18 protein-coding genes are annotated in these 17,608 nt (G+C 71.8%); 5 read left to right on the forward strand and 13 right to left on the reverse strand.

Annotated features, from left to right (window positions below; translation table 11 throughout):
* Window positions 1–38 precede the first annotated feature (38 nt).
* Complete coding sequence (locus ACFWYW_RS25590; RefSeq protein ID WP_379611830.1) at window positions 39–1,391, forward strand: condensation domain-containing protein; 1,353 nt, start codon at window positions 39–41, stop codon at window positions 1,389–1,391.
* Window positions 1,392–1,412: 21 nt separating this feature from the next.
* Window positions 1,413–2,789, forward strand: a complete 1,377-nt coding sequence (locus ACFWYW_RS25595; RefSeq protein ID WP_379611831.1) for an AMP-binding protein — start codon at window positions 1,413–1,415, stop codon at window positions 2,787–2,789.
* Here the strand turns inward: ACFWYW_RS25595 and ACFWYW_RS25600 are convergent.
* Window positions 2,757–2,999, reverse strand: coding sequence for a phosphopantetheine-binding protein (locus ACFWYW_RS25600; RefSeq protein WP_184971190.1), 243 nt, complete (start codon window positions 2,997–2,999; stop codon window positions 2,757–2,759). The genes ACFWYW_RS25595 and ACFWYW_RS25600 overlap by 33 nt on opposite strands.
* Before the next feature lie 139 nt (window positions 3,000–3,138).
* Here ACFWYW_RS25600 and ACFWYW_RS25605 point away from each other — a divergent pair, with 139 nt between their 5' ends.
* Genes ACFWYW_RS25605 through ACFWYW_RS25615 form a run of 3 tightly spaced genes read left to right on the forward strand, consistent with a single transcriptional unit; the run spans window position 3,139 to window position 6,810 of the window.
* Window positions 3,139–4,782, forward strand: coding sequence for a condensation domain-containing protein (locus ACFWYW_RS25605; RefSeq protein WP_379611832.1), 1,644 nt, complete (start codon window positions 3,139–3,141; stop codon window positions 4,780–4,782).
* Window positions 4,779–5,639: an LPD16 domain-containing protein gene (locus tag ACFWYW_RS25610; RefSeq protein ID WP_379611833.1), complete on the forward strand. Its 861-nt coding sequence runs from the start codon at window positions 4,779–4,781 to the stop codon at window positions 5,637–5,639. The genes ACFWYW_RS25605 and ACFWYW_RS25610 overlap by 4 nt, the downstream gene beginning before the upstream one ends.
* Before the next feature lie 4 nt (window positions 5,640–5,643).
* Window positions 5,644–6,810 (forward strand): cysteine desulfurase family protein, encoded by a 1,167-nt coding sequence (locus ACFWYW_RS25615; protein ID WP_379611834.1) that lies wholly within the window; start codon window positions 5,644–5,646, stop codon window positions 6,808–6,810.
* Between the two features lie 345 nt (window positions 6,811–7,155).
* Here the strand turns inward: ACFWYW_RS25615 and ACFWYW_RS25620 are convergent, their stop codons facing one another.
* Genes ACFWYW_RS25620 through ACFWYW_RS25675 form a run of 12 tightly spaced genes read right to left on the reverse strand, consistent with a single transcriptional unit; the run spans window position 7,156 to window position 17,599 of the window.
* Window positions 7,156–8,154: a hypothetical protein gene (locus tag ACFWYW_RS25620; protein ID WP_379611835.1), complete on the reverse strand. Its 999-nt coding sequence runs from the start codon at window positions 8,152–8,154 to the stop codon at window positions 7,156–7,158.
* 3 nt (window positions 8,155–8,157) lie between these two features.
* The gene (rfbA, locus tag ACFWYW_RS25625; protein WP_379611837.1) at window positions 8,158–9,042 is read right to left on the reverse strand and encodes a glucose-1-phosphate thymidylyltransferase RfbA; all 885 of its coding nucleotides are present in this window, start codon (window positions 9,040–9,042) and stop codon (window positions 8,158–8,160) included.
* A complete protein-coding gene (rfbB, locus tag ACFWYW_RS25630; RefSeq protein WP_379611839.1) occupies window positions 9,039–9,968 on the reverse strand; it encodes a dTDP-glucose 4,6-dehydratase in 930 nt (309 codons plus the stop codon). Before rfbB ends, rfbA begins: the two co-directional genes overlap by 4 nt.
* 5 nt (window positions 9,969–9,973) lie before the next feature.
* The gene (locus ACFWYW_RS25635; RefSeq protein ID WP_379611840.1) at window positions 9,974–11,119 is read right to left on the reverse strand and encodes an ABC transporter permease; all 1,146 of its coding nucleotides are present in this window, start codon (window positions 11,117–11,119) and stop codon (window positions 9,974–9,976) included.
* Window positions 11,116–12,243 carry an ABC transporter permease gene (locus ACFWYW_RS25640; protein ID WP_379611841.1) on the reverse strand — a complete coding sequence of 376 codons (1,128 nt, stop codon included), beginning with the start codon at window positions 12,241–12,243 and terminating at the stop codon, window positions 11,116–11,118. Before ACFWYW_RS25640 ends, ACFWYW_RS25635 begins: the two co-directional genes overlap by 4 nt.
* A gap of 2 nt (window positions 12,244–12,245) precedes the next feature.
* Window positions 12,246–13,184: an ABC transporter ATP-binding protein gene (locus ACFWYW_RS25645; protein WP_379611842.1), complete on the reverse strand. Its 939-nt coding sequence runs from the start codon at window positions 13,182–13,184 to the stop codon at window positions 12,246–12,248.
* Window positions 13,181–14,182 carry a nitrous oxide reductase family maturation protein NosD gene (locus ACFWYW_RS25650; protein ID WP_379611843.1) on the reverse strand — a complete coding sequence of 334 codons (1,002 nt, stop codon included), beginning with the start codon at window positions 14,180–14,182 and terminating at the stop codon, window positions 13,181–13,183. The genes ACFWYW_RS25645 and ACFWYW_RS25650 overlap by 4 nt, the downstream gene beginning before the upstream one ends.
* Window positions 14,182–14,622, reverse strand: coding sequence for a hypothetical protein (locus tag ACFWYW_RS25655; protein WP_379611845.1), 441 nt, complete (start codon window positions 14,620–14,622; stop codon window positions 14,182–14,184). The genes ACFWYW_RS25650 and ACFWYW_RS25655 overlap by 1 nt, the downstream gene beginning before the upstream one ends.
* Window positions 14,619–15,401: an alpha/beta fold hydrolase gene (locus ACFWYW_RS25660; protein ID WP_379611846.1), complete on the reverse strand. Its 783-nt coding sequence runs from the start codon at window positions 15,399–15,401 to the stop codon at window positions 14,619–14,621. Before ACFWYW_RS25660 ends, ACFWYW_RS25655 begins: the two co-directional genes overlap by 4 nt.
* 38 nt (window positions 15,402–15,439) lie before the next feature.
* Complete coding sequence (locus ACFWYW_RS25665) at window positions 15,440–16,279, reverse strand: nuclear transport factor 2 family protein (RefSeq protein WP_379611847.1); 840 nt, start codon at window positions 16,277–16,279, stop codon at window positions 15,440–15,442.
* A 1-nt stretch (window position 16,280) separates the two neighbouring features.
* Window positions 16,281–16,697, reverse strand: coding sequence for a phosphopantetheinyl transferase (locus ACFWYW_RS25670; RefSeq protein WP_379611848.1), 417 nt, complete (start codon window positions 16,695–16,697; stop codon window positions 16,281–16,283).
* Window positions 16,694–17,599: an ACP S-malonyltransferase gene (locus tag ACFWYW_RS25675; RefSeq protein WP_379611849.1), complete on the reverse strand. Its 906-nt coding sequence runs from the start codon at window positions 17,597–17,599 to the stop codon at window positions 16,694–16,696. Before ACFWYW_RS25675 ends, ACFWYW_RS25670 begins: the two co-directional genes overlap by 4 nt.
* Between the last annotated feature and the right edge of the window lie 9 nt (window positions 17,600–17,608).

Genomic DNA, 17,608 nt, shown 5'->3' on the forward strand with positions numbered 1-17,608 from the left:
GTTGACGGTGTGGGCACGGCTGGGCAATGAATGGCAACATGCCCGTAGAAGCTGCACTCAGTTTCGGCCAGTTGTTCAGCTGGCGCGATATCGAGCGGCACCCGCACGACTGGATCCACGAGGCGAACCTGCCGGCGATGTGGGACCTGCGCGGGCTGACACTCGACCGGGTGACGTGCGCGCTGCGCGCCCTGGTCCAACGGCACGAGGCGCTGCGCACCACCTACCACGTGCGCGACGGCGTGCCGTACCAGAGAGTGCACGAGACGGTGGCGCTGCCGATCGAGTTCGTCGAGCGCGACGGCGGCGACCAGCAGGAGGCGGAGCGCACCGCGGCCGAGCTGATCGGGCGGCCCTTCCCCATGGAGGGGAACCTCAACTGGCGCGGCCTGCTGGTCAGCGTGAAGGGCGAGCCGAAGTTCCTCGCGCTGTCGATCTCCCACCTGATCCTCGACGCCTGGTCGGTGCAGCACCTGCGGACGCAGTTCCGCGCGCTGATCGAGGACCCGGGCGCCACCGCCGAGCCGGGCCCGATCCCGCGCACGCTGGCGCTGAGCCAGCGCGGGCAGGAGTGGGCGGCCCGCCGGACGGGCGCAGAGCGCCACTGGCGCGGCGTGCTGGAGGACGGGCTCATGGACGAGCTGCCCACGCTGCCCTCGCGGGCCTACCGCAACCGCCTGGAGGCGACGCTCCACTCGCGGCGCATCGGCGGGCTGGCCCACGCGGCAGCCAAGCGCCTCGGCGTCACCGCGCCCGCCGTCGTGATGGCGCTGGTCGCGGCGGGCGTCGCCCGGCAGACCGGCGCCGACCGGGTCACGATGAGCCTGATGGCGTCCAACCGGTTCTCCGCCGGCAACCAGCGGGCGGTCGGCACGCTCAACCAGCTCGTCCCGGTCGTCCTGCCCGTCGACCAGGGCGCCACCCTCGCCGAGCACGTACGCGGGCTGCACTGGGCCGCCACCAAGGCCTACCGGCACGGCAGCTACGACATCGACCGCATGGCCGAGGTGGCCGCCGAGTACGGCAGGCCCGAGCACGGCTGCTGGTTCAACCACCTGCTGCGCTGCTGGTTCAACTACCTGCAGATCGACGACAGGATCGCCGACCCGGCCGACGACAGCCCCGCCGAGCTGGTGTGGACGCCGCTGGCCCAGCAGTACGGCCAGCCGTTCCGCGTCCGCGTACAGGTGCAGCACGGCAGAACTTCGCTGCTCATGCTCGCCGACCCGGACGTCGTCCCCGCCGACGGCATGCTCGACATCCTGCGCGGCGTGGGCCACGGGGTCCGGCTGGCCGCGAGCGAGCCGGAGACCGGGCTCAAGGAGCTGTGGAGCGGCAAGGAGCTCGACCCGTCCCTGTTCCCGCGCGAGGCCGACGGCCCGCCGCGCTAAGCCACTTCCGGGAGTTATGCCGTGGCACGGACCCTGTACCAGTGGTTCGCCGACAGCGTCGCCCGCCACGGTGACGCCGTGGCGCTGGAGGTGGCCGGCGACCGGCTCACCTACGCCGAGCTCGACGAGCTGGCCGGGCGGATCGCCGCCGACATCCGCGGCGACGCCCCCCGGGTCGGGCTGCGCGCCGACCGCACGGTGCTCGCCTATGCCGGTTACCTGGCGATCCAGCGGCTCGGGCGCACGGTCGTGCCGCTGAACCCGGCCGCGCCGCGGGCACGCAACGAGACCATCGCGCGCTCCGCCGGCCTCGCGCTCGCCACGCCCGCGCCCGCCGAACGGGCCGCGCCCGCGGGCGCCCAGGATCCGGACGGCCTCGCCTACATCCTGTTCACCTCAGGCTCCACCGGCGTGCCCAAGGGCGTGCCGCTGCGCCACAGCAGCCTGGACGCCTACCTGTCGTACGTGATCCCGCGCTACGAGCTGGGGCCCGGCTGCCGCGTGTCGCAGACCTTCGACCTGACCTTCGACCTTTCGGTCTTCGACATGTTCGCCACGTGGGGCAGCGGGGCGACGCTGGTCGTGCCGCTCAAGTACGACCTGCTCAAGCCGGTGACGTTCGTGACCAGGCACGAACTGACGCACTGGTTCTCGGTGCCGTCGGTGGTCTCGGTGGCGGCGCGGCTGCGCCGGCTGGGGACCGACGCGATGCCGTCGCTGCGCTGGAGCCTGTTCTGCGGGGAGCCGCTGACGCTGCAGCAGGCCGACGCGTGGCGGGTGGCCGCGCCGTTCAGCGTCCTGGAGAACCTGTACGGGCCCACCGAGCTGACCATCAGCTGCACCCAGTACCGCCTGCCCGCCGAGCGGGCCGACTGGCCGGAGCCGGCCAACGGGACGGTGCCGATCGGCGTGCCGTACCCGCACGTGGAGCACACGGTCATGGACGGCGAGCTGTGCCTGAAGGGCGTGCAGCGCTTCCCCGGCTACCTCGACCCGGCCGACGACGAAGGCCGCTTCGCCGGCGAGTGGTACCGCACGGGCGACCGGGTGGCCTGGGAGGACGGGCTGCTGGTGCACCACGGGCGGCTGGACCAGCAGGTCAAGATCGCGGGACATCGCGTGGAGCTCGGCGAGATCGAGGCGGCGCTGCGCCGGCAGCCGGGCGTGAGCGAGGCCGTCGTGCTGGCCCTGCCCGGCGCCGACGGCGAGCTGGTCCTGGAGGCCGCCTGCACGGGCGCGGGCGTCGACACCGCCACCCTGCTCAGGGGCGTCGCGCAGGTCCTGCCGCGCTACATGGTGCCGCGCGCGGTGACCGTGCTCGACGAGCTGCCGCTGAACGGCAACGGGAAGGTCGACCGGCGCGCCCTAGCCGATATGTACGGCCAGCGCCTCCCATAGCGAGCCGACCGTGGCGAACGTCTCCTCGTCCAGGATGTCGTCCGGCAGCGCGACCGCGTAGCCGTTCTCGATGTCGACGAGCAGCTGCACCACGCCCATCGAGTCGAGCCCGAGCCCGGCCAGCTCGTCGCGGGCCGAGAACGCGCCAGAATCGGCGTACGGCAGGTGCGGACGCAGGAGACGCTGAAAGTCAGCAGGTATTTCCAACATATGCCACCTCGCAATAAATCTGCCTACCACTAACCGTCCCCTATTCATAAGGGGGACCGCTAGTGGCAGCTTCTCGCTATCCCCTAGCGGCCACCGCGCACCCATTGTGGTAACCCCAGAGAAACCTAATTCTGAAAGCGTGAAGACTGCGAAGCTGTGCTGGGGTCAGCGCTACATGTGGCTGCGATTCCACCAGCTACCCCCTGCTCACCGCCACGAGACGCACGTCGTGCTCAGGCTGGGCGTGCACGAGGGCATCACGCTGGCCAACTGCCGGGCCACGCTCACGTACCTGGCCCGCCGGCACGAGGCGCTGCGCACGACCTTCCACCTCGACGGCGACGGCGACCCCTATCAGAAGGTCAACCCCCCTGGACCGGTCCGGGCGGTCGAGGTGAGCACCGAACGGGACGGCACCCCGTCGCCCGCCGAGGTGGTCGAGGACCTGTCGAGCCGCCCCTTCGACCTGGAGTCGGAGTGGCCGATCCGCGCCTGCGTGATCACCAGCGGCGGCGTGCCCAAGCAGATGGTCGTGGTGCTCAACCACCTGGCCGTCGACGTCTGGACGATCGGCGAGCTCAAGCGCGAGCTGCGCATGCAGCGCGCCGGCTTCGCCACCCGCCGCCCCGCCGCGATCCAGCCGGTCCGGCACCAGCCGGCCGACCTGGCGCGCTACGAGGCGTCGGCGGAGGCGGCCGTCACCGCCGCCGGCGCGGTCGCCCACTGGGAGAACGAGATCGCCCAGCTCCCCTACGACCTGTTCGCCGCCCGGCGCACCCGCCCGGAGGGCCCGCCGGCCCGCCACGCGACGCTCATCTCCCCCGCGCTCCTGCCCGCCTCCCGCGAACTGGCCGCCGCGCACCGGGTGTGGCCGTCCCTCATCCACCTGACCGCCTACACCGCGACCATGGCCGCCTACACCGGCAGCGACACCGTCGGGCACCTGTCGTTCGTCGGCAACCGCGACTCCCACCCCTTCGGTGACGTGCTCACCTGCATGTTCTCGCCGACGCTCGTGCGGGTGGACTGCTCGGGCGACCCCACGTTCGGCGAGCTGCTGGCGCGCGTCTCCGCCGCGTTCACGCTCGCCCGCGAGCACGCGTACCTGCCCTATGACGAGGTGGTCGAGCTGCTGTCCCGCGAGGGCTCGCGCCGCGCCCATCCGGTACGGCTGGCCTCGGAGTTCAACTTCATCAAGCAGGCCTCCCGCGAGTACAAGGGCACGCGGACCGCGTTCACCTCGAACCCGGTGCCCGAGGCGTGGGCGCACACCGGCACCGACACCTACGTGCGGGTGGACGAGTGGAAGGACGCGGTGGCGGTCTCACTGCACGCGGCCTCCACGGTCATGGACGGCGACGCGGTGGAGCGGTTCCTGCGCGGCTTCGAGGCCGTGCTGCTGGCCGCCCGCGACGACGGCCTCCGGCTCTCGGAAGCGGGCCGACTCACGGGCTTCACCCCTCCGGAAAGTGAAACGCCGGCGTGTGGGGGCGCGCGGCCGTACCTCGCGACCTCGGACGCCGACCCGGCGGCCGAGCAGGATCTCGCGGAGATCGTCCGGCAGGTGAACGGCCTGCCGAAGACGGACCTCACGCGCAGCTACACGCTCGCCGGCGGCCGCGCCCTGCGGATCCCGCGCGTGCTGGCAGAACTGGACGCCCAGGGCTGGACCGGACTCGACGTCTGCCGGCTCGCCGGCCCCACGCCGCTCCGGGCGCTGGCCCGACGGCTCGTCCCCCTTTCCACGCAAGATCGGAACAGACTCGGAGTGGTCACATCATGAGCGTTTCCAAGCACCACGAGCTGGTGGCGTCCGAGCAGGAGCTCCGCGACGTCGTCAACCGCGAGCTGGCCGGCACTGGCACCGGCTCCGACCTGGTCATCATGGGTGGCCACTTCATGCTCTTCGAGAACGAGGAGGGCAACCTGGTCTCGGGCATCATCGAGGAGCAGGACTCCGAGGTGATGAGGCGCCGCATCGCCGGCCGTGTCGGCATCTTCCCCGGCTACACCTGGCGGATGTCGGTGGACCTGTTGCGCGACCACCCCGAGGCCCGCCTGTTGCTGCTCATCAACGACTGGCAGTACGTCCCCCAGAACGGCCGGCCGGCCAGTGAGTTGCGCGCCGAGTACTACGAGGGCTTCAACCAGCTCCCCTCCTCCTACGAGAAGGAGCTGCGAAGTGCCGGCCTGTCCCCCGACAGCATGCTGCCCAGCAGGAAGCACCCGCTGGCCTTCCCCGAGACCTGGCTGAAGTACCGCTTCCAGAAGACCGCCGCCAAGCTCGTCAAGCAGGGCCGCCTGGAGAAGCGCTACCTGGAGTCGGGCGAGAGCAAGCCCGAGGTCTCCTTCCTCGACGACAACGGCAACTACCGCACGCTGATGAGCTGCGGCATCACCGGCTGCGCCGGCGAGATGACCGAGATGGTGGCCGAGGTCTACAACGCCGGCTACCGCACGCTGCTCGTCTACGCCCCCGGCGAGTGCCTGAACCCGGTCGAGACCGGCGTCGACATCGCCCTCAGCCTGTACGGCCTGCCCGGCATGACCGTCATCATCACCGACCCGGGCGGCAGCGGGGAAATGTCGGCCGACGAGATCTTCGGTGGACTCGTCACGGTGTGCACCATCAGGAGCTGATTCCGTGAACATCATCTACCTGGACAACTGCGCCACCACGCGCGTGGACGAGGAAGTCCTCGACGCGATGCTGCCCTACCTGCGCGAGGACTTCGGCAACCCGTCCTCCCCGCACGTCCTGGGCAAGCGCGCCCGCCGCGCGGTCGACCTGGCCGCCGCGTCGGTGGGCGAACTGCTCGGCGCCGACCCGAGCACGATCGTCTTCACCTCGGGCGCGACGGAGAGCAACAACGTCGCCCTGCTCGGCCTGTTCGAGCACGACGACCGGGCGCCGGTCAACGCGGTCTTCTGCCCGACCGACCACAAGTCCTCGCTGTCGATCGGCGGCGCACTGGCCGCCCGCGGCGTGGAGACCAGGACGATGGCGGTGCGCGAGGACGGCCAGGCCGACCTGGCCGACCTGCGCGCCAAGCTCGACGCCCACACCCGGGTGGCCACCGCGGCCTGGGTCAACAGCGAGATCGGCACCATCCAGCCGATCGCCCAGATGGCCGCACTCTGCCACGAGGCCGGCGCGCTGCTGCACGTGGACGGCGCGCAGGCGGCCGGCCGTATCCCGATCGACGTGAACGCGGAGGGCATCGACACCCTGTCGCTGTCCGCCCACAAGGTGCACGGCCCGAAGGGTGTGGGCGCGCTGTACGCGCGCCGCGAGGTCCGCCGCAGACTGCGCCCCGTCATGTACGGCGGCGGCCAGCACGAACTCCGCAGCGGCACCATCCCCACCCATCTGGTCGTCGGCCTGGGCGCGGCCTGCCGGCTCGCCCAGCGGCGCCTGAACGACAACTGGTCGGCCATCACGCGTCTTCGTGAGGTGGCACTGAAGGTGCTGTCGGACCGGGTGCCGGGATTCCGCTTCAACGGCGACCCCAACATCTCGGTGCCCCACGTGCTGAACGTGGTGCTGCCGGGGGTGCGGGGCGAGAGCCTGGTGGCCGGGTTGCACCGGGTGGCGTTGTCGACCGGGTCGGCGTGCAACTCCGACTCGCAGGAGCCGTCCTACGTCCTCACCGCGATCGGCGTCACGGCCGACGACGCCAACAGCTCTGTCCGTATCTGCCTTTCTCCCCAGCTTTCCGAGGAGGACCTGGTCACGGGGTTGGAACTCGTCTGCGAACGCGCCAGAGGCCTCGCCGAGGTCGTCACCGGCGCCTCCACCCACTACCGCTGACCCCCACCAGGAAACACCCGAAAGGCAACACCCCCGGAGGACAACACCCCGGAAGGGGCAACCCTCCGGAGGGCGGCACCCCGAAAGGACGGCACCCCGAAGGGACGACCCGGAGGGCGGCACCCCGGGAGTGCGGCACGCGCAGGAGTGCGGGCTTGGGGGTTGCACCCCCAAGGGACAACCCAACGGGGAGCACCCGGCGAGGGCAACCCGGCGGGGCGGCACGCGCGGCAAATGCGGGTCTTGGGGTTGCGACCCGGAAGGGACGGCCCGGAGGTGCCAGGGGTGCCGGAATGGGAAGGGCCCGACGGCCGGTGAGGGTCGTCGGGCCGGAAAGGAGGTGGGTCAGTGGCCGTTGGGGAGGAACTTGCGGGCGGCCTGGACGCCGGCCTGGAAGCGGCTGGTGGCGTCCAGGTCCCGCATGAGCGTGGCGATGTGCCGGCGGCAACTGCGCACGGACATGCCGAGCTTGCGGGCCACCACCTCATCGGTGTACCCCTTGGCCATCAGGGCGGCGATGGACTGCTGCAGGTCGTCGGCGACGTCGGCGTACCCGGCCTCGATGCCCTCCAGCGGCGTGGCCGTCTCCCAGAGGTGGTTGAACAGGTCCAGGAAGAACTGGGCCACCCCCTGGTTGTGCACCCGCGCCACGTTCGCCTCGCCGTCGGCCACGCCGAAGAGCACGACGAGCGAACGGTCGAAGACGATCGCCGAGCGCGGGATGTGGCTGACGGTGTAGACCGTGGCCCCCGCCTCGGTCAGCCGCTTCATCTTCATCCGGGTGGCGAGGTCGGCACGGTTGCGGTGCTGGCAGATGATCCGGACGGAGATGCCGCGCCCGAGCAGCGTCAGGTACGTCTGGGCGAGCTCGTCCCCGTCGATCCCGCTGGACTGCAACACCAGGACCTCGTCGCGGCAGGCGTCACCGGCCATCTTCAGGAAGCCGCGCACCTCCATGCTGCCCACCAGGTAGTCGATCGAGCCGCCGGGCGTGGCGCCGTCGCCGGCGTAGTCCTGGCGGAAGACGTCGATCCGCTCCCTGATCTGGTCGATCAGCTCCCGCCGCTGGTAGATCTCCCGCTCCACGTAGGACACGAGAGAGGCGGCGGCCACCTCGGGGTCGACGGGCAGGAACCGCTGGCCGCGCCCGTCGCCGGGGCGCAGCAGGCGGCTGCCGACGAGCTGGTCCACCGCCTCCCGCATCTCATGGATGCCGATGCCCAGGTCAGCCGCGGCCACCTCGACGGCCTCTATCGCCCCCTTTCGCGCCGCATATCGGTATACCGCCGACACGTGGTCCCCCTCGACCGGCGCCCGTCCCGTGAAGAACGCACTCGTCGTCATGATCTACCTCCCCTGTTCTGCGAACTGCTCGGCCACCGAGATCACGTACTGGCCGTACGCGGACTTCTCCAGTGCGACGCCGAGCCGGTGGCAGGCCTCGGCGTCGATGTATCCCATGCGCAGGGCGATCTCCTCGAGACAGGCGATCCGCACGCCCTGGCGCTGTTCCAGAAGCTGCACGTACTGCCCGGCCTGGAGCAGGGACTCGGGTGTCCCGGCGTCCAGCCAGGCGAAGCCGCGGCCGAGGTCGACCAGCGTGGCCTTGCCGCGCCGCAGGTAGTCGCGGTTGACGTCGGTGATCTCCAGCTCGCCGCGCGCGGACGGGGCGAGGTTCTTGGCGATGTCGACGACGTCGTTGTCGTAGAGGTACAGGCCCACGACCGCGCGATTGGACTTGGGTACGGCCGGCTTCTCCTCCAGGGAGAGCAGGCGGCCGTCGGGGGCGGTCTCGGCGATGCCGTACCGCTGGGGGTCGCTGACCGGGTAGCCGAACAGCACGCAGCCGTCCACGTCCTTGCACTCCTGGCGCAGCACGCCCTGGAAGTCGTAGCCGTGGAAGACGTTGTCGCCCAGGATCAGGGCCACGCTGTCGTCGCCGATGTGCTCGGCGCCGAGCACGAACGCCTCGGCGATGCCGTTGGGCTCGGGCTGTTCGGTGTAGTCGAGTCGCAGGCCGAACTGGGAGCCGTCGCCCAGCAGCCGGCGGATCTGCGGCAGGTCCTCCGGAGTGGAGATGACCAGGATCTCCCGGATGCCGGCCAGCATGAGCACCGACAGCGGGAAGTAGACGAGCGGCTTGTCGTTGACCGGCAGGAGTTGTTTGGAGACGGCCAGCGTGGTCGGCAGCAGCCTCGTGCCGCGCCCGCCGGCGAGGAGAATCCCCTTCATCGTGGTCCGCCTTTCGCTCGGTACCACTGGACGGTCGCGGCCAGCCCTTCGGCGAAGGGCACCTCGGGCCGGTAGCCCAGACCGCGGATCTTGGAGTCGTCGAGCGAGTAGCGCCGGTCGTGGCCGGGCCGGTCGGCGACGTGGTCGATCATGTCGGGGCCCGCGCCGCAGGCCCGCAGGAGCAGGTGGGTGAGCTCGCGGTTGGTCAGCTCGGTGCCGCCGCCGATGTTGTAGACCTCGCCGGGCGCGCCGTTCTCTGCGACGAGGAGGATGCCTCTGCAGTGGTCGTCCACGTGGACCCAGTCGCGTACGTTGCGGCCGTCGCCGTACAGGGGGACCTTCTTGCCGGCCAGGAGGTTGGTGACGAAGAGCGGGATGAGCTTCTCGGGGTACTGGCGTGGGCCGTAGTTGTTGCCGCAGCGGGTGATGCGTACGTCCAGGCCGTGGGTGCGGTGGTAGGCCAGGGCCATGAGGTCGGCGGCGGCCTTGGCGGCGGCGTAGGGCGAGTTGGGCTTCAGGGGGCAGGTCTCGTCCCAGGAGCCGGTGTCGATGGAGCCGTACACCTCGTCCGTAGATATCTGGATAAATCGGCCTACCCCGGCGTCCAGTGCGGCCCGCAGCAACGCGTCGGTGCCTGCCACGTTGGTCCTGACGAACTCCGCCGCGCCCGCGATCGAGCGGTCCACGTGGGTCTCGGCGGCGAAGTTCACCACCATGTCGTGGCCCGGGACCAGCTCGGCCAGCAGCCCGGTGTCGCACACGTCGCCCTTGACGAAGCGCACCCTCGGGCCGGCCGGCACGTTGGCCGGGTCACCGGCGTAGGTGAGCTTGTCCAGCACGGTGACCCGCCCGGCCGGACGGCCGAGCAGGTGCCTGACGTACGCGGATCCGATGAAGCCGGCCGCGCCGGTGACGAGGATGCGCATGGCGATCAGGTCCCCGCTCTCGTCCGCCGGCTGAAGAGAATGAGCGCGGCGCCCAGCAGCAGCGCGGCCATCGCGGCCAGCACCGCCAGTTCGGGGAGCACCGCGAGCAGGCCGGTGCCCGGCCGCGACAGCGCGAGCAGCGCGTCCATGCCCCACGCGTGCGGGAAGAAGTGGCCGATCGTGTTGAGCGTCTCGCCCGCCGCCTCGCGCGGCCACAGGCAACCGCCCAGCATGCCGAGCACGACACCGAGCGACGGGCCGATGGCCGGGGCCTGGTCGGGGTTGTTCAGCAGTGTGCCGACCAGGATCGCCGCCGCCGTCGCCACCAGCGCGAACACGCCAACCACGGCGGCCACGCCCAGCGGGTCGCCCCACCGCACGCCGAAGGCCAGCGAGCTGACCACCACGATGAGCACGGCCTGCGCGATCGCGACCGCGAAGCGGCTCAGCGCCTCGCCCATGAGTACGGCTCCGCGCCGCACCGGGGCGGTCAGCGCCCGCTGGAGCATGCCGAGGCGGCGGCTCTCGACCATGGCGGCGGCCACGGCCATGGAGTTGATGAACGTGAACAGGAGCAGGTTGGCGGGGGCGGTGTAGGCGAAGCCGCGGGGTTCGCCGCCGGGCGACTCGGTGTCGACGACGGTGACGCGGCCGGTCTGCGACTGCGCCTGCCGTACCAGGAGGGCGGCTTCTTGGGGTGTGGCGCCCGCGCGCTCGGCGGCGGCCGAGGCGGCGAGGACACCCGAGACGCGGCCGACGGCGACCTCGACGGCGGCGCGCGCGGCCACGCCGCTGCCGTTGTTCTCGGTCGCGACGAGGTCGAGGCGGGACGAACCGGGGGTGACCACCAGACCGGCGGCCAGCGAGCCCTCGCGCACGCCCGACTCCAGCTCGGACTTGGCGGCCACGGGCGTGATCTCCAGGTCGGGGTGTCGTCGCAGCTCGGCCAGCACCGCGGCGGTTACGGCGTCGCCGCCGGGCGCGACGACGCCGACGGGCAGCCGCTCGCCCACGGTGCCGCCGCCCAGCGCCATGCCGACGAAGATGATCGAGACGAACGGCATGACCGCCATGAAGAACAGGCCGGTCCTGTCGCGGGTGTGTCGGCGCAGGTTGGCCAGCACGAGCGCCAGCACGGGACGGGGCCTCATCCCAGTAGTCCCTTCTTGAGTCCCACGGCGGCCAGGCCGCCCGCGGTCAGCGCGATCGCACACAGGACGCCGATCGGCAGCGCCACACTGGCCAGCCCGTCACCGGAGCCGGCCAGGCCGACCAGCGCGTGCGAGGTCCAGCCGTTGGGCGTGAACAGGGCGACGACCTGCAGGGCGTCGGGCAGGTTGGGGATCGGCACCAGGCTGCCGCCGAAGAACGCGGCCACGAACGAGACCGCCATGATCACACCGTCGGCCTGCGCGTCGGTCTTGACCCGGCTGGCGACCAGCATGGTGATCGCGGCGGCGGCCAGCACGTGCGCGCACAGGACCGCGAAGACGGCCACCGGGTCGCCCCAGGTGGTGCCGAAGATCAGTGTCGAGGAGGCCCAGGTCACGCAGACGCCGAAGAGAGCGAGCCCGAAGCCCACGATCGCCTTGCCGGCGACCGGCACCCAGGGGGCCAGCGGCCCGGCGCGCATCCGGTTGAGCGTGCCCAGCTTGCGCTCGGTGAGCAGGCTGCGGAAGGAGGCGCCCACTACGAAGAAGGCGAACAGCGCGGCCATGCCGGCGCCGTAGTAGACGGAAAGGTCCACCTTGCCGCCGGCGAGGGGGTCGCTCACCACGCTGAGCGGTTCCGCCGGGCCCGCGGCGAACCGCTCCGTCAGCGCCCGGGACTCCACCATCACCGCGATCCGCTCCACCAGCGACCTTGCCACCACTCCGGCCAGCGGCGACTCGGGCGTGGTGAGCACGGAGACCTGTCCCGAGCCGCCCGCGCCGACCGTGCGGCTGAAGTCGCGGCCGAACACGATCGCCGCGCCGACGCCGCCGTCGTCCACGGCCCGCCGCGCCGCCTGCTCGCTCGGCAGGTCGCGCAGCGTGAGCACGCCCTTGAACTGCTCCGCCGCCGCGATCTCGCGCCGCACGTCCGCGGGCAGCCGGCCGCCGTCGAGGTCCACGACGCCGACGGTCGCGCGCAGCGGCGGGTCGTCGCCGCCGAGCGCCAGTCCGAACAACGTGGCCAGCGCCACCGGCACGATGACCGCGATGATCAGCGCGGTGCCGTCCCGCAGCCGCGTACGCAGCTCCAGGGCGCTCACTGTCAGCAGGGGTCGCATCATCCTCAGTCCCTGAGCGTGCTGCCGGTCAGATGGAGGAAGGTCGCCTCCAGGTCGGGTTCGATGACCTCGGTGGCGGTGACGGTGGCGTAGCCCTCCACGGCGGTGATGAGCGCGGGAAGCAGGTACCTGCCGCCCTCGGCCAGCAGCCGCACCGAGCTGTCGCCGGTCCTGGCCGCCTCCAGCACGCCCTCGACGGTACGGAGCTTCGCGAACGCGGCGTCCACGTCGCCGTCGAGCACCAGCTCGATCTTGTCGGCGCTGCCGACCATGGCCACGAGCTCCTGCCGGGTGCCTTCGGCGACGATCTGGCCGTGGTCGATGATGGCCACGCGGTCGCAGACCCGCTCGACCTCCTCCATGTAGTGGGAGGTGTAGAGCAGCGCCATGCCCTCGGCGACCAGGTGCTCGACGCCGTCCAGGATGGCCTTGCGGCTCTGCGGGTCGACGCCGACGGTGGGCTCGTCGAGTATGAGGATCTCGGGGCGGTGCAGGAGGGCGGCGCCGATGTTGATGCGCCGCTTCATCCCGCCGGAGTAGGTGTCGAGCTTGCCGTCGGCGCGGTCGGTGAGGCCGACCAGTTCCAGCACCTCGTTCACGCGCCCGGCCAGCCGCTTGCGCGGCAGGCCGAACAGGCGGCCGAAGAAGCGCAGGTTCTCCCGGCCGGTCAGCTCGGGGTAGAGGGCGATCTCCTGTGGCACGTAGCCGATCTTGGCCTTGGCCCGCAGCGGCTCCGCGCCGAGGTCGACGCCGCCGACCGTGACGCTCCCGGAGTCGGGGCGCAGCAGGCCGACCAGCATGGAGATGGTCGTGGTCTTGCCCGCGCCGTTCGGGCCGAGCAGCCCGTACGCCTGGCCGGGCGCGATGGAGAAGCCGACGTCCCGTACGGCGACGACGTCGCCGTATCGCTTGCTCAGGCCGTGGCAGGACAGGGTCGCGCTCACGGGTTCCACCCCTTAGCGTCCACGGGCTCGCCCTTGTCGGCGCGGTTGCCCCAGATGGTCTGCCGGTCGAGATCGCAGCCGAGCTGGTAGTCGAGCGGGCTGTTGCCGCTGACGCGGTTCCACAGGATGTGGTTGTCCAGGGCGTCGTCGCCGCCCCAGTCCTTGGAGGAGCCGACGGTGAAGGCGGCGCCCATGACCGACTCCCCGCTCGGGTGGTTGCCGTGGATGCGGTTGTCCACCACGCTCACCCGGTGGGTGCCGATCAGCGCCAGGCCCACGCCGGAGATCGGCGGCCCGGCCGCGCCGAGCCCGTCGGGCTGGATGCCGGCCGCCAGGTTGTTGCCGAACAGCTCGTTGCCCGCCACCAGGCAGTCGCGGACGCCGCCCTCGGGCTCGCCCTCGTAGATCTGGTTGAGGAGCATGATGCCGATCGCGTTCTCGTGGCAGGAGTTGCGCAGCACCCGCGTGCGCGAGGAGTTGTCGACGAAGATGCCGAACGCGTTGCGGACGACCTCGTTGCCGGTGACCTCGCCGCCGGCGTCCGGGCAGAAGCTCAGCGCGATGCCGCCGTACTGGGTGCCGTAGGCGCGGCACGCCACGACCTCGCACCCGCTCGACTCGCGCAGGTAGACGCCCCACACGGCGTTGTCGGCGGCCTCCACCTCGCGCACCGCGACGCCGGCGACCGTGTGGGCGTAGACGCCCGCGCCGGTGAAGCCGCGCACGGTCAGGCCGGAGATCTTCACGCGGGCGACGCCGTTGGCGCTGATGCCGCTCAGCACGCTCGCGTCGGCGTCGTGCAGCTTGGGGATGTCGGGCAGCACGTCGCCGCCCGGGACCAGGACCGTCCTGCCCATACCGGCGCCGCGCAGCGTGACGTCGTCGTGCCTGATCCAGACGGTCTCCTCGTAGACGCCTTCCTCCAGGAGGATCTCGGCGCCGGGGCCCGACTCGTCGAGCGCGCGCTGGATGGACTCGCCCGGCTTGACCACGTGCATCAGTGGGTTCCCTTCCGACGGACGTAAACGATCGCGAGGGAGACGAACAGGCCGGAGCCGTGGCCCCAGCGGGCGGCGCCGGTGACGCGGCCCGCGTGGGGCGGGAGCCGTACGAGGGCGGCCTTCTCGCTGGCGCCGCCGACGGTGAAGACCGCGCGTCCGGGCAGGTCGAGACCGGTGGAGGCGATCAGCTCCGCGGCGGCCTCGTCGAGCAGGCAGCCGGCCCAGCCGGACGGCCGCTCGCCGGTCTCCTGGAAGTCGTGCCAGCTGAAACCGGGCGGACGCCCGCCCACGGCCTTGATGAAGCTCTCCTTGACCGAGAAGGTCGGCCCGCCGCCGCCCATGACGCGGTCGAACGTCTCGCCGCCGCGCCGGGCGGCCGTGGCGAGCCGGTCGGCGGCGACGATGTCGACCCCAAGGAGGACGGCGGGCATGCTCATGCCAGCGCCCCCGCGCAGCGCCCGGCGAAGCCTTCCAGAGCCGCGGTGTACTCGTCGCCGCGCTCGATCATCGGGATGTGGCCGCTGTCCTCGACGACCACGATCTCGACCGGGTAGTCCGCCAGCACGTCCAGCCACGGGTCGACCGGCGTCATGCGGTCGTGGCGGCCCCAGATGTAGATCGACGGGCAGGCCACCCGGTCGAGGGCGGGCTTGACCTGGTAGGTACGGGTGGCCTTGAGGCTGCGGGCCATGCTGACCATCGACTCGGGCCGGCGCAGCATCTCGCCGACCTCGTCCTTGCGCTCGTCGGAGAAGGCCCGCGAGCGGTCGTGGAAGAGCGCGGCCAGCATGCGGTCGCCGAACTCCTGGCCGAAGGGCTGCACGCTGCCGCGCCGGTCGAAGCTGAGGCCGACGTCCGGGTCGGGGGTCAGGCCGGGGGCGCCGCTGACCACGATGCCGCGTACCCGCTCGGGGTGGCGTCCGGCCAGGTCGATGGCGACCAGCCCGCCGAGCGAGTTGGCGCAGACGATCACCTCGCCGGCGCCCGCCTCGTCACAGGCCGCCAGGAAGGAGTCGCCGAGCCGCTCGATCGAGCCCGCCACCCGGCGGTCCAGCGCGCAGATGGCCTCGTGGGTACGGAGCACCGGCCAGCCCTGCTCTTCCAGGCGGCGGTAGGGGTGCTCCCAGATCCAGCCGCCGGCGAACAACGCGGACATGAAGACGACGGCCGGCCTGGACCCGCCGTCCAGCCGGTGCTCGGTCGTGAAGTCGGTCATCGGGGCTCCGTTCACAGAAAGGGTTCACAGAGGGGGGTTCACAGCAGGGTGGCGTCGTCGGGGATCCATCCGCAGCCGCAGGTCGTACCGGTGCCGACCGGTACGACCGACTCGCAGCTCGGGCAGCGTGCGTACTCCCGCGACTTGGCGGGGACCCAGATGCTCGTGTGGACGCGGGTGCACAGACCGCTCTTGAAGAAGCGGCGCATGGCCCGCTGGTGCGGCCTGGCGTGCACGGCGCGTACCGATTCCGGCCGGTCGAAGGCGCTCAGCGTGTACTTGCGGTTGCCGACGTCGACGGTGGTCACGCCGAGGAACCCGCGTGAGGCGCGCAGCGACTTGACGATCTCCACGCTGAGCAGGTCCACGTCGGCCGCCTCCGCGGCGTCGCGGATCTCCAGCCAGGTCAGGGAGAAGGCGCCGGGCCGGTCGGTACGCCCGCTCGACGCCCGCGCGCTCACCCCGAACTCGCGCACGTCATCGGCCTCCGGCACGAACCGCGCCGAGTAGCCGAGCGCCTCGGCCAGCGCCAGCCGGTCGAAGATCCGCCGCACCTGCCCGTCGGCCGTCACCAGGTCGGTGCCGGACACGCGGGCGGCGCCGCCGGTCGCGGGCATGCCCAGGTAGGCGGCGCGGTGGTCGGCGGTGAGCGTCCAGGAGACGGTCACGCCGTCCTCGTCGCCGGTCACCCGACCGACCTCGAAGCGCAGTCCCTTGAAACTCTCCATCAGGGCGGCGGCGTGCGCGGCCAGTTCCTCGCCGCTCAGCGGCCCGCCGGAATCGGGGTCCTCGTAGCGGGTGACGCAACCGGCCACCATGGCCGCGTCCTCGCGCCGCCACGCGTCCAGGTGCTCCTCGGCGATCTTCCTCGCGTCCATCTCAGTCGTCCTCCGGAAGCCGCGCGGCCGCGACCGCGACCGCGAGCGCGTGGCCGTCGGTGTGGCTGAGCGAGATGCGGATCCGCTCCCCCGACCTCGCCCGCGCGGTCAACTCCCCGCTCAGCTGTACGGCCGGCGGATGCCCGTCCAGGCAGGCCGCCGACTGCTCGCACACGGGCGTGGGCCGGGGCAGCACCTCGACCGAGCCCAGGAGCTCGGCGGTCGGCGGCAGGTCCAGCAGCCGCAGGACCGCGTACTTGCCCGCGAGCCGCCCTGCCCAGTGCTGCAGCGTCCGGCCGGCGCCCGACCTGACCCGTTCCGCCGGGGTGTAGACGGCTTCCAGCGCCATCGCCCCGAGCAGGTCCTGCGGCCTGGTGAAGTCGCCGAACCGGACGAGCGCGCTGCCCCACCGGTTCACGCCGCCACCTCCCTGGCCAGCCGGCGCAGTGTGCTGGGCTCGGCCATGCTGAGGCAGCGGGCGCCGGAGCGGCGCGAGAGCCCGGCCAGCACCTTGCTGTCGCCGACCTCGACGCTCGGGCCGAGCGCGTCGACCACGGCCACGGTGCGCGTCCACAGGACCCGCCCGGTGAGCTGGCCGACCAGCGCCCGCCTGATGACGTCCAGGTCGATGGTGGGTTCGGCGGTGACGTTGGGCACCACCGGCACGAACGGCGGGCGCATCGCGGCCGCCTCGACCGCGGCGCTCCACTCGGGCACGGCGGGGTCCATGAGCGGCGAGTGGAAGGCGTTGCCCACCGACAGCTCCACGATCTTGCTGGCCGAGGTGGCCAGCTTGGCCAGGCGGTCGAGCGCGCCCATCGCGCCGGAGACCACCACGTGGCCGGGCGCGTTCTCCAGCCCGACGACGAGCGGCTCGTCCGGGCCCGCCGCCCAGCCGACCATCTCCTCGACCTGCTCGACCTCAAGGCCCATCACCGCGTGCATGCCGCCGATGACGTTCACCCGCGACATCAGCCGGGCCCGCAGCTCCACGAGCCGGGCGGTCTCGGCCAGGTCCAGGACGCCGGCGGCGTAGAGCGCGCTCAGCTCGCCGACGCTGTGCCCGGCGACCACGTGCGGCTGGAATCCCTCGTCCTCCAGTACGGCGTGCGTGGCCAGGTTGCAGGCGGTGACGGCGATCTGGGCGTGCTCGGTGGAGACCAGCCGGTCCAGCGGCCCGCGCGTGCAGATGGGCGAGATCGGCCGGGACAGCCGCTCGTCGAACTCGTCGAGCACTCTCCTGGCCACCGGGTTGCGCCGCAGCCACGCGCCCATGCCGACGCGGACCGTGCCCTGCCCGGGGAAGAGGTAGCCGACCATGATCTGCTC

This window comes from Nonomuraea sp. NPDC059023 (genome assembly GCF_042740095.1).
Classification (GTDB): Bacteria; Actinomycetota; Actinomycetes; order Streptosporangiales; family Streptosporangiaceae; genus Nonomuraea.

Excerpts from the sequence above, each read along its gene's own strand:
- rfbA (WP_379611837.1), bottom strand. The coding sequence starts at position 9,042 with ATGAAGGGGATTCTCCTCGCCGGCGGGCGCGGCACGAGGCTGCTGCCG.
- rfbB (WP_379611839.1), bottom strand. The coding sequence starts at position 9,968 with ATGCGCATCCTCGTCACCGGCGCGGCCGGCTTCATCGGATCCGCGTAC.
- ACFWYW_RS25655 (WP_379611845.1), bottom strand. The coding sequence starts at position 14,622 with ATGAGCATGCCCGCCGTCCTCCTTGGGGTCGACATCGTCGCCGCCGAC.
- ACFWYW_RS25650 (WP_379611843.1), bottom strand. The coding sequence starts at position 14,182 with ATGCACGTGGTCAAGCCGGGCGAGTCCATCCAGCGCGCGCTCGACGAG.
- ACFWYW_RS25610 (WP_379611833.1), top strand. The coding sequence starts at position 4,779 with ATGAGCGTTTCCAAGCACCACGAGCTGGTGGCGTCCGAGCAGGAGCTC.
- ACFWYW_RS25640 (WP_379611841.1), bottom strand. The coding sequence starts at position 12,243 with ATGATGCGACCCCTGCTGACAGTGAGCGCCCTGGAGCTGCGTACGCGG.
- ACFWYW_RS25635 (WP_379611840.1), bottom strand. The coding sequence starts at position 11,119 with ATGAGGCCCCGTCCCGTGCTGGCGCTCGTGCTGGCCAACCTGCGCCGA.
- ACFWYW_RS25675 (WP_379611849.1), bottom strand. The coding sequence starts at position 17,599 with ATGGTCGGCTACCTCTTCCCCGGGCAGGGCACGGTCCGCGTCGGCATG.
- ACFWYW_RS25600 (WP_184971190.1), bottom strand. The coding sequence starts at position 2,999 with ATGTTGGAAATACCTGCTGACTTTCAGCGTCTCCTGCGTCCGCACCTG.
- ACFWYW_RS25660 (WP_379611846.1), bottom strand. The coding sequence starts at position 15,401 with ATGACCGACTTCACGACCGAGCACCGGCTGGACGGCGGGTCCAGGCCG.
- ACFWYW_RS25665 (WP_379611847.1), bottom strand. The coding sequence starts at position 16,279 with ATGGACGCGAGGAAGATCGCCGAGGAGCACCTGGACGCGTGGCGGCGC.
- ACFWYW_RS25620 (WP_379611835.1), bottom strand. The coding sequence starts at position 8,154 with ATGACGACGAGTGCGTTCTTCACGGGACGGGCGCCGGTCGAGGGGGAC.
- ACFWYW_RS25590 (WP_379611830.1), top strand. The coding sequence starts at position 39 with ATGCCCGTAGAAGCTGCACTCAGTTTCGGCCAGTTGTTCAGCTGGCGC.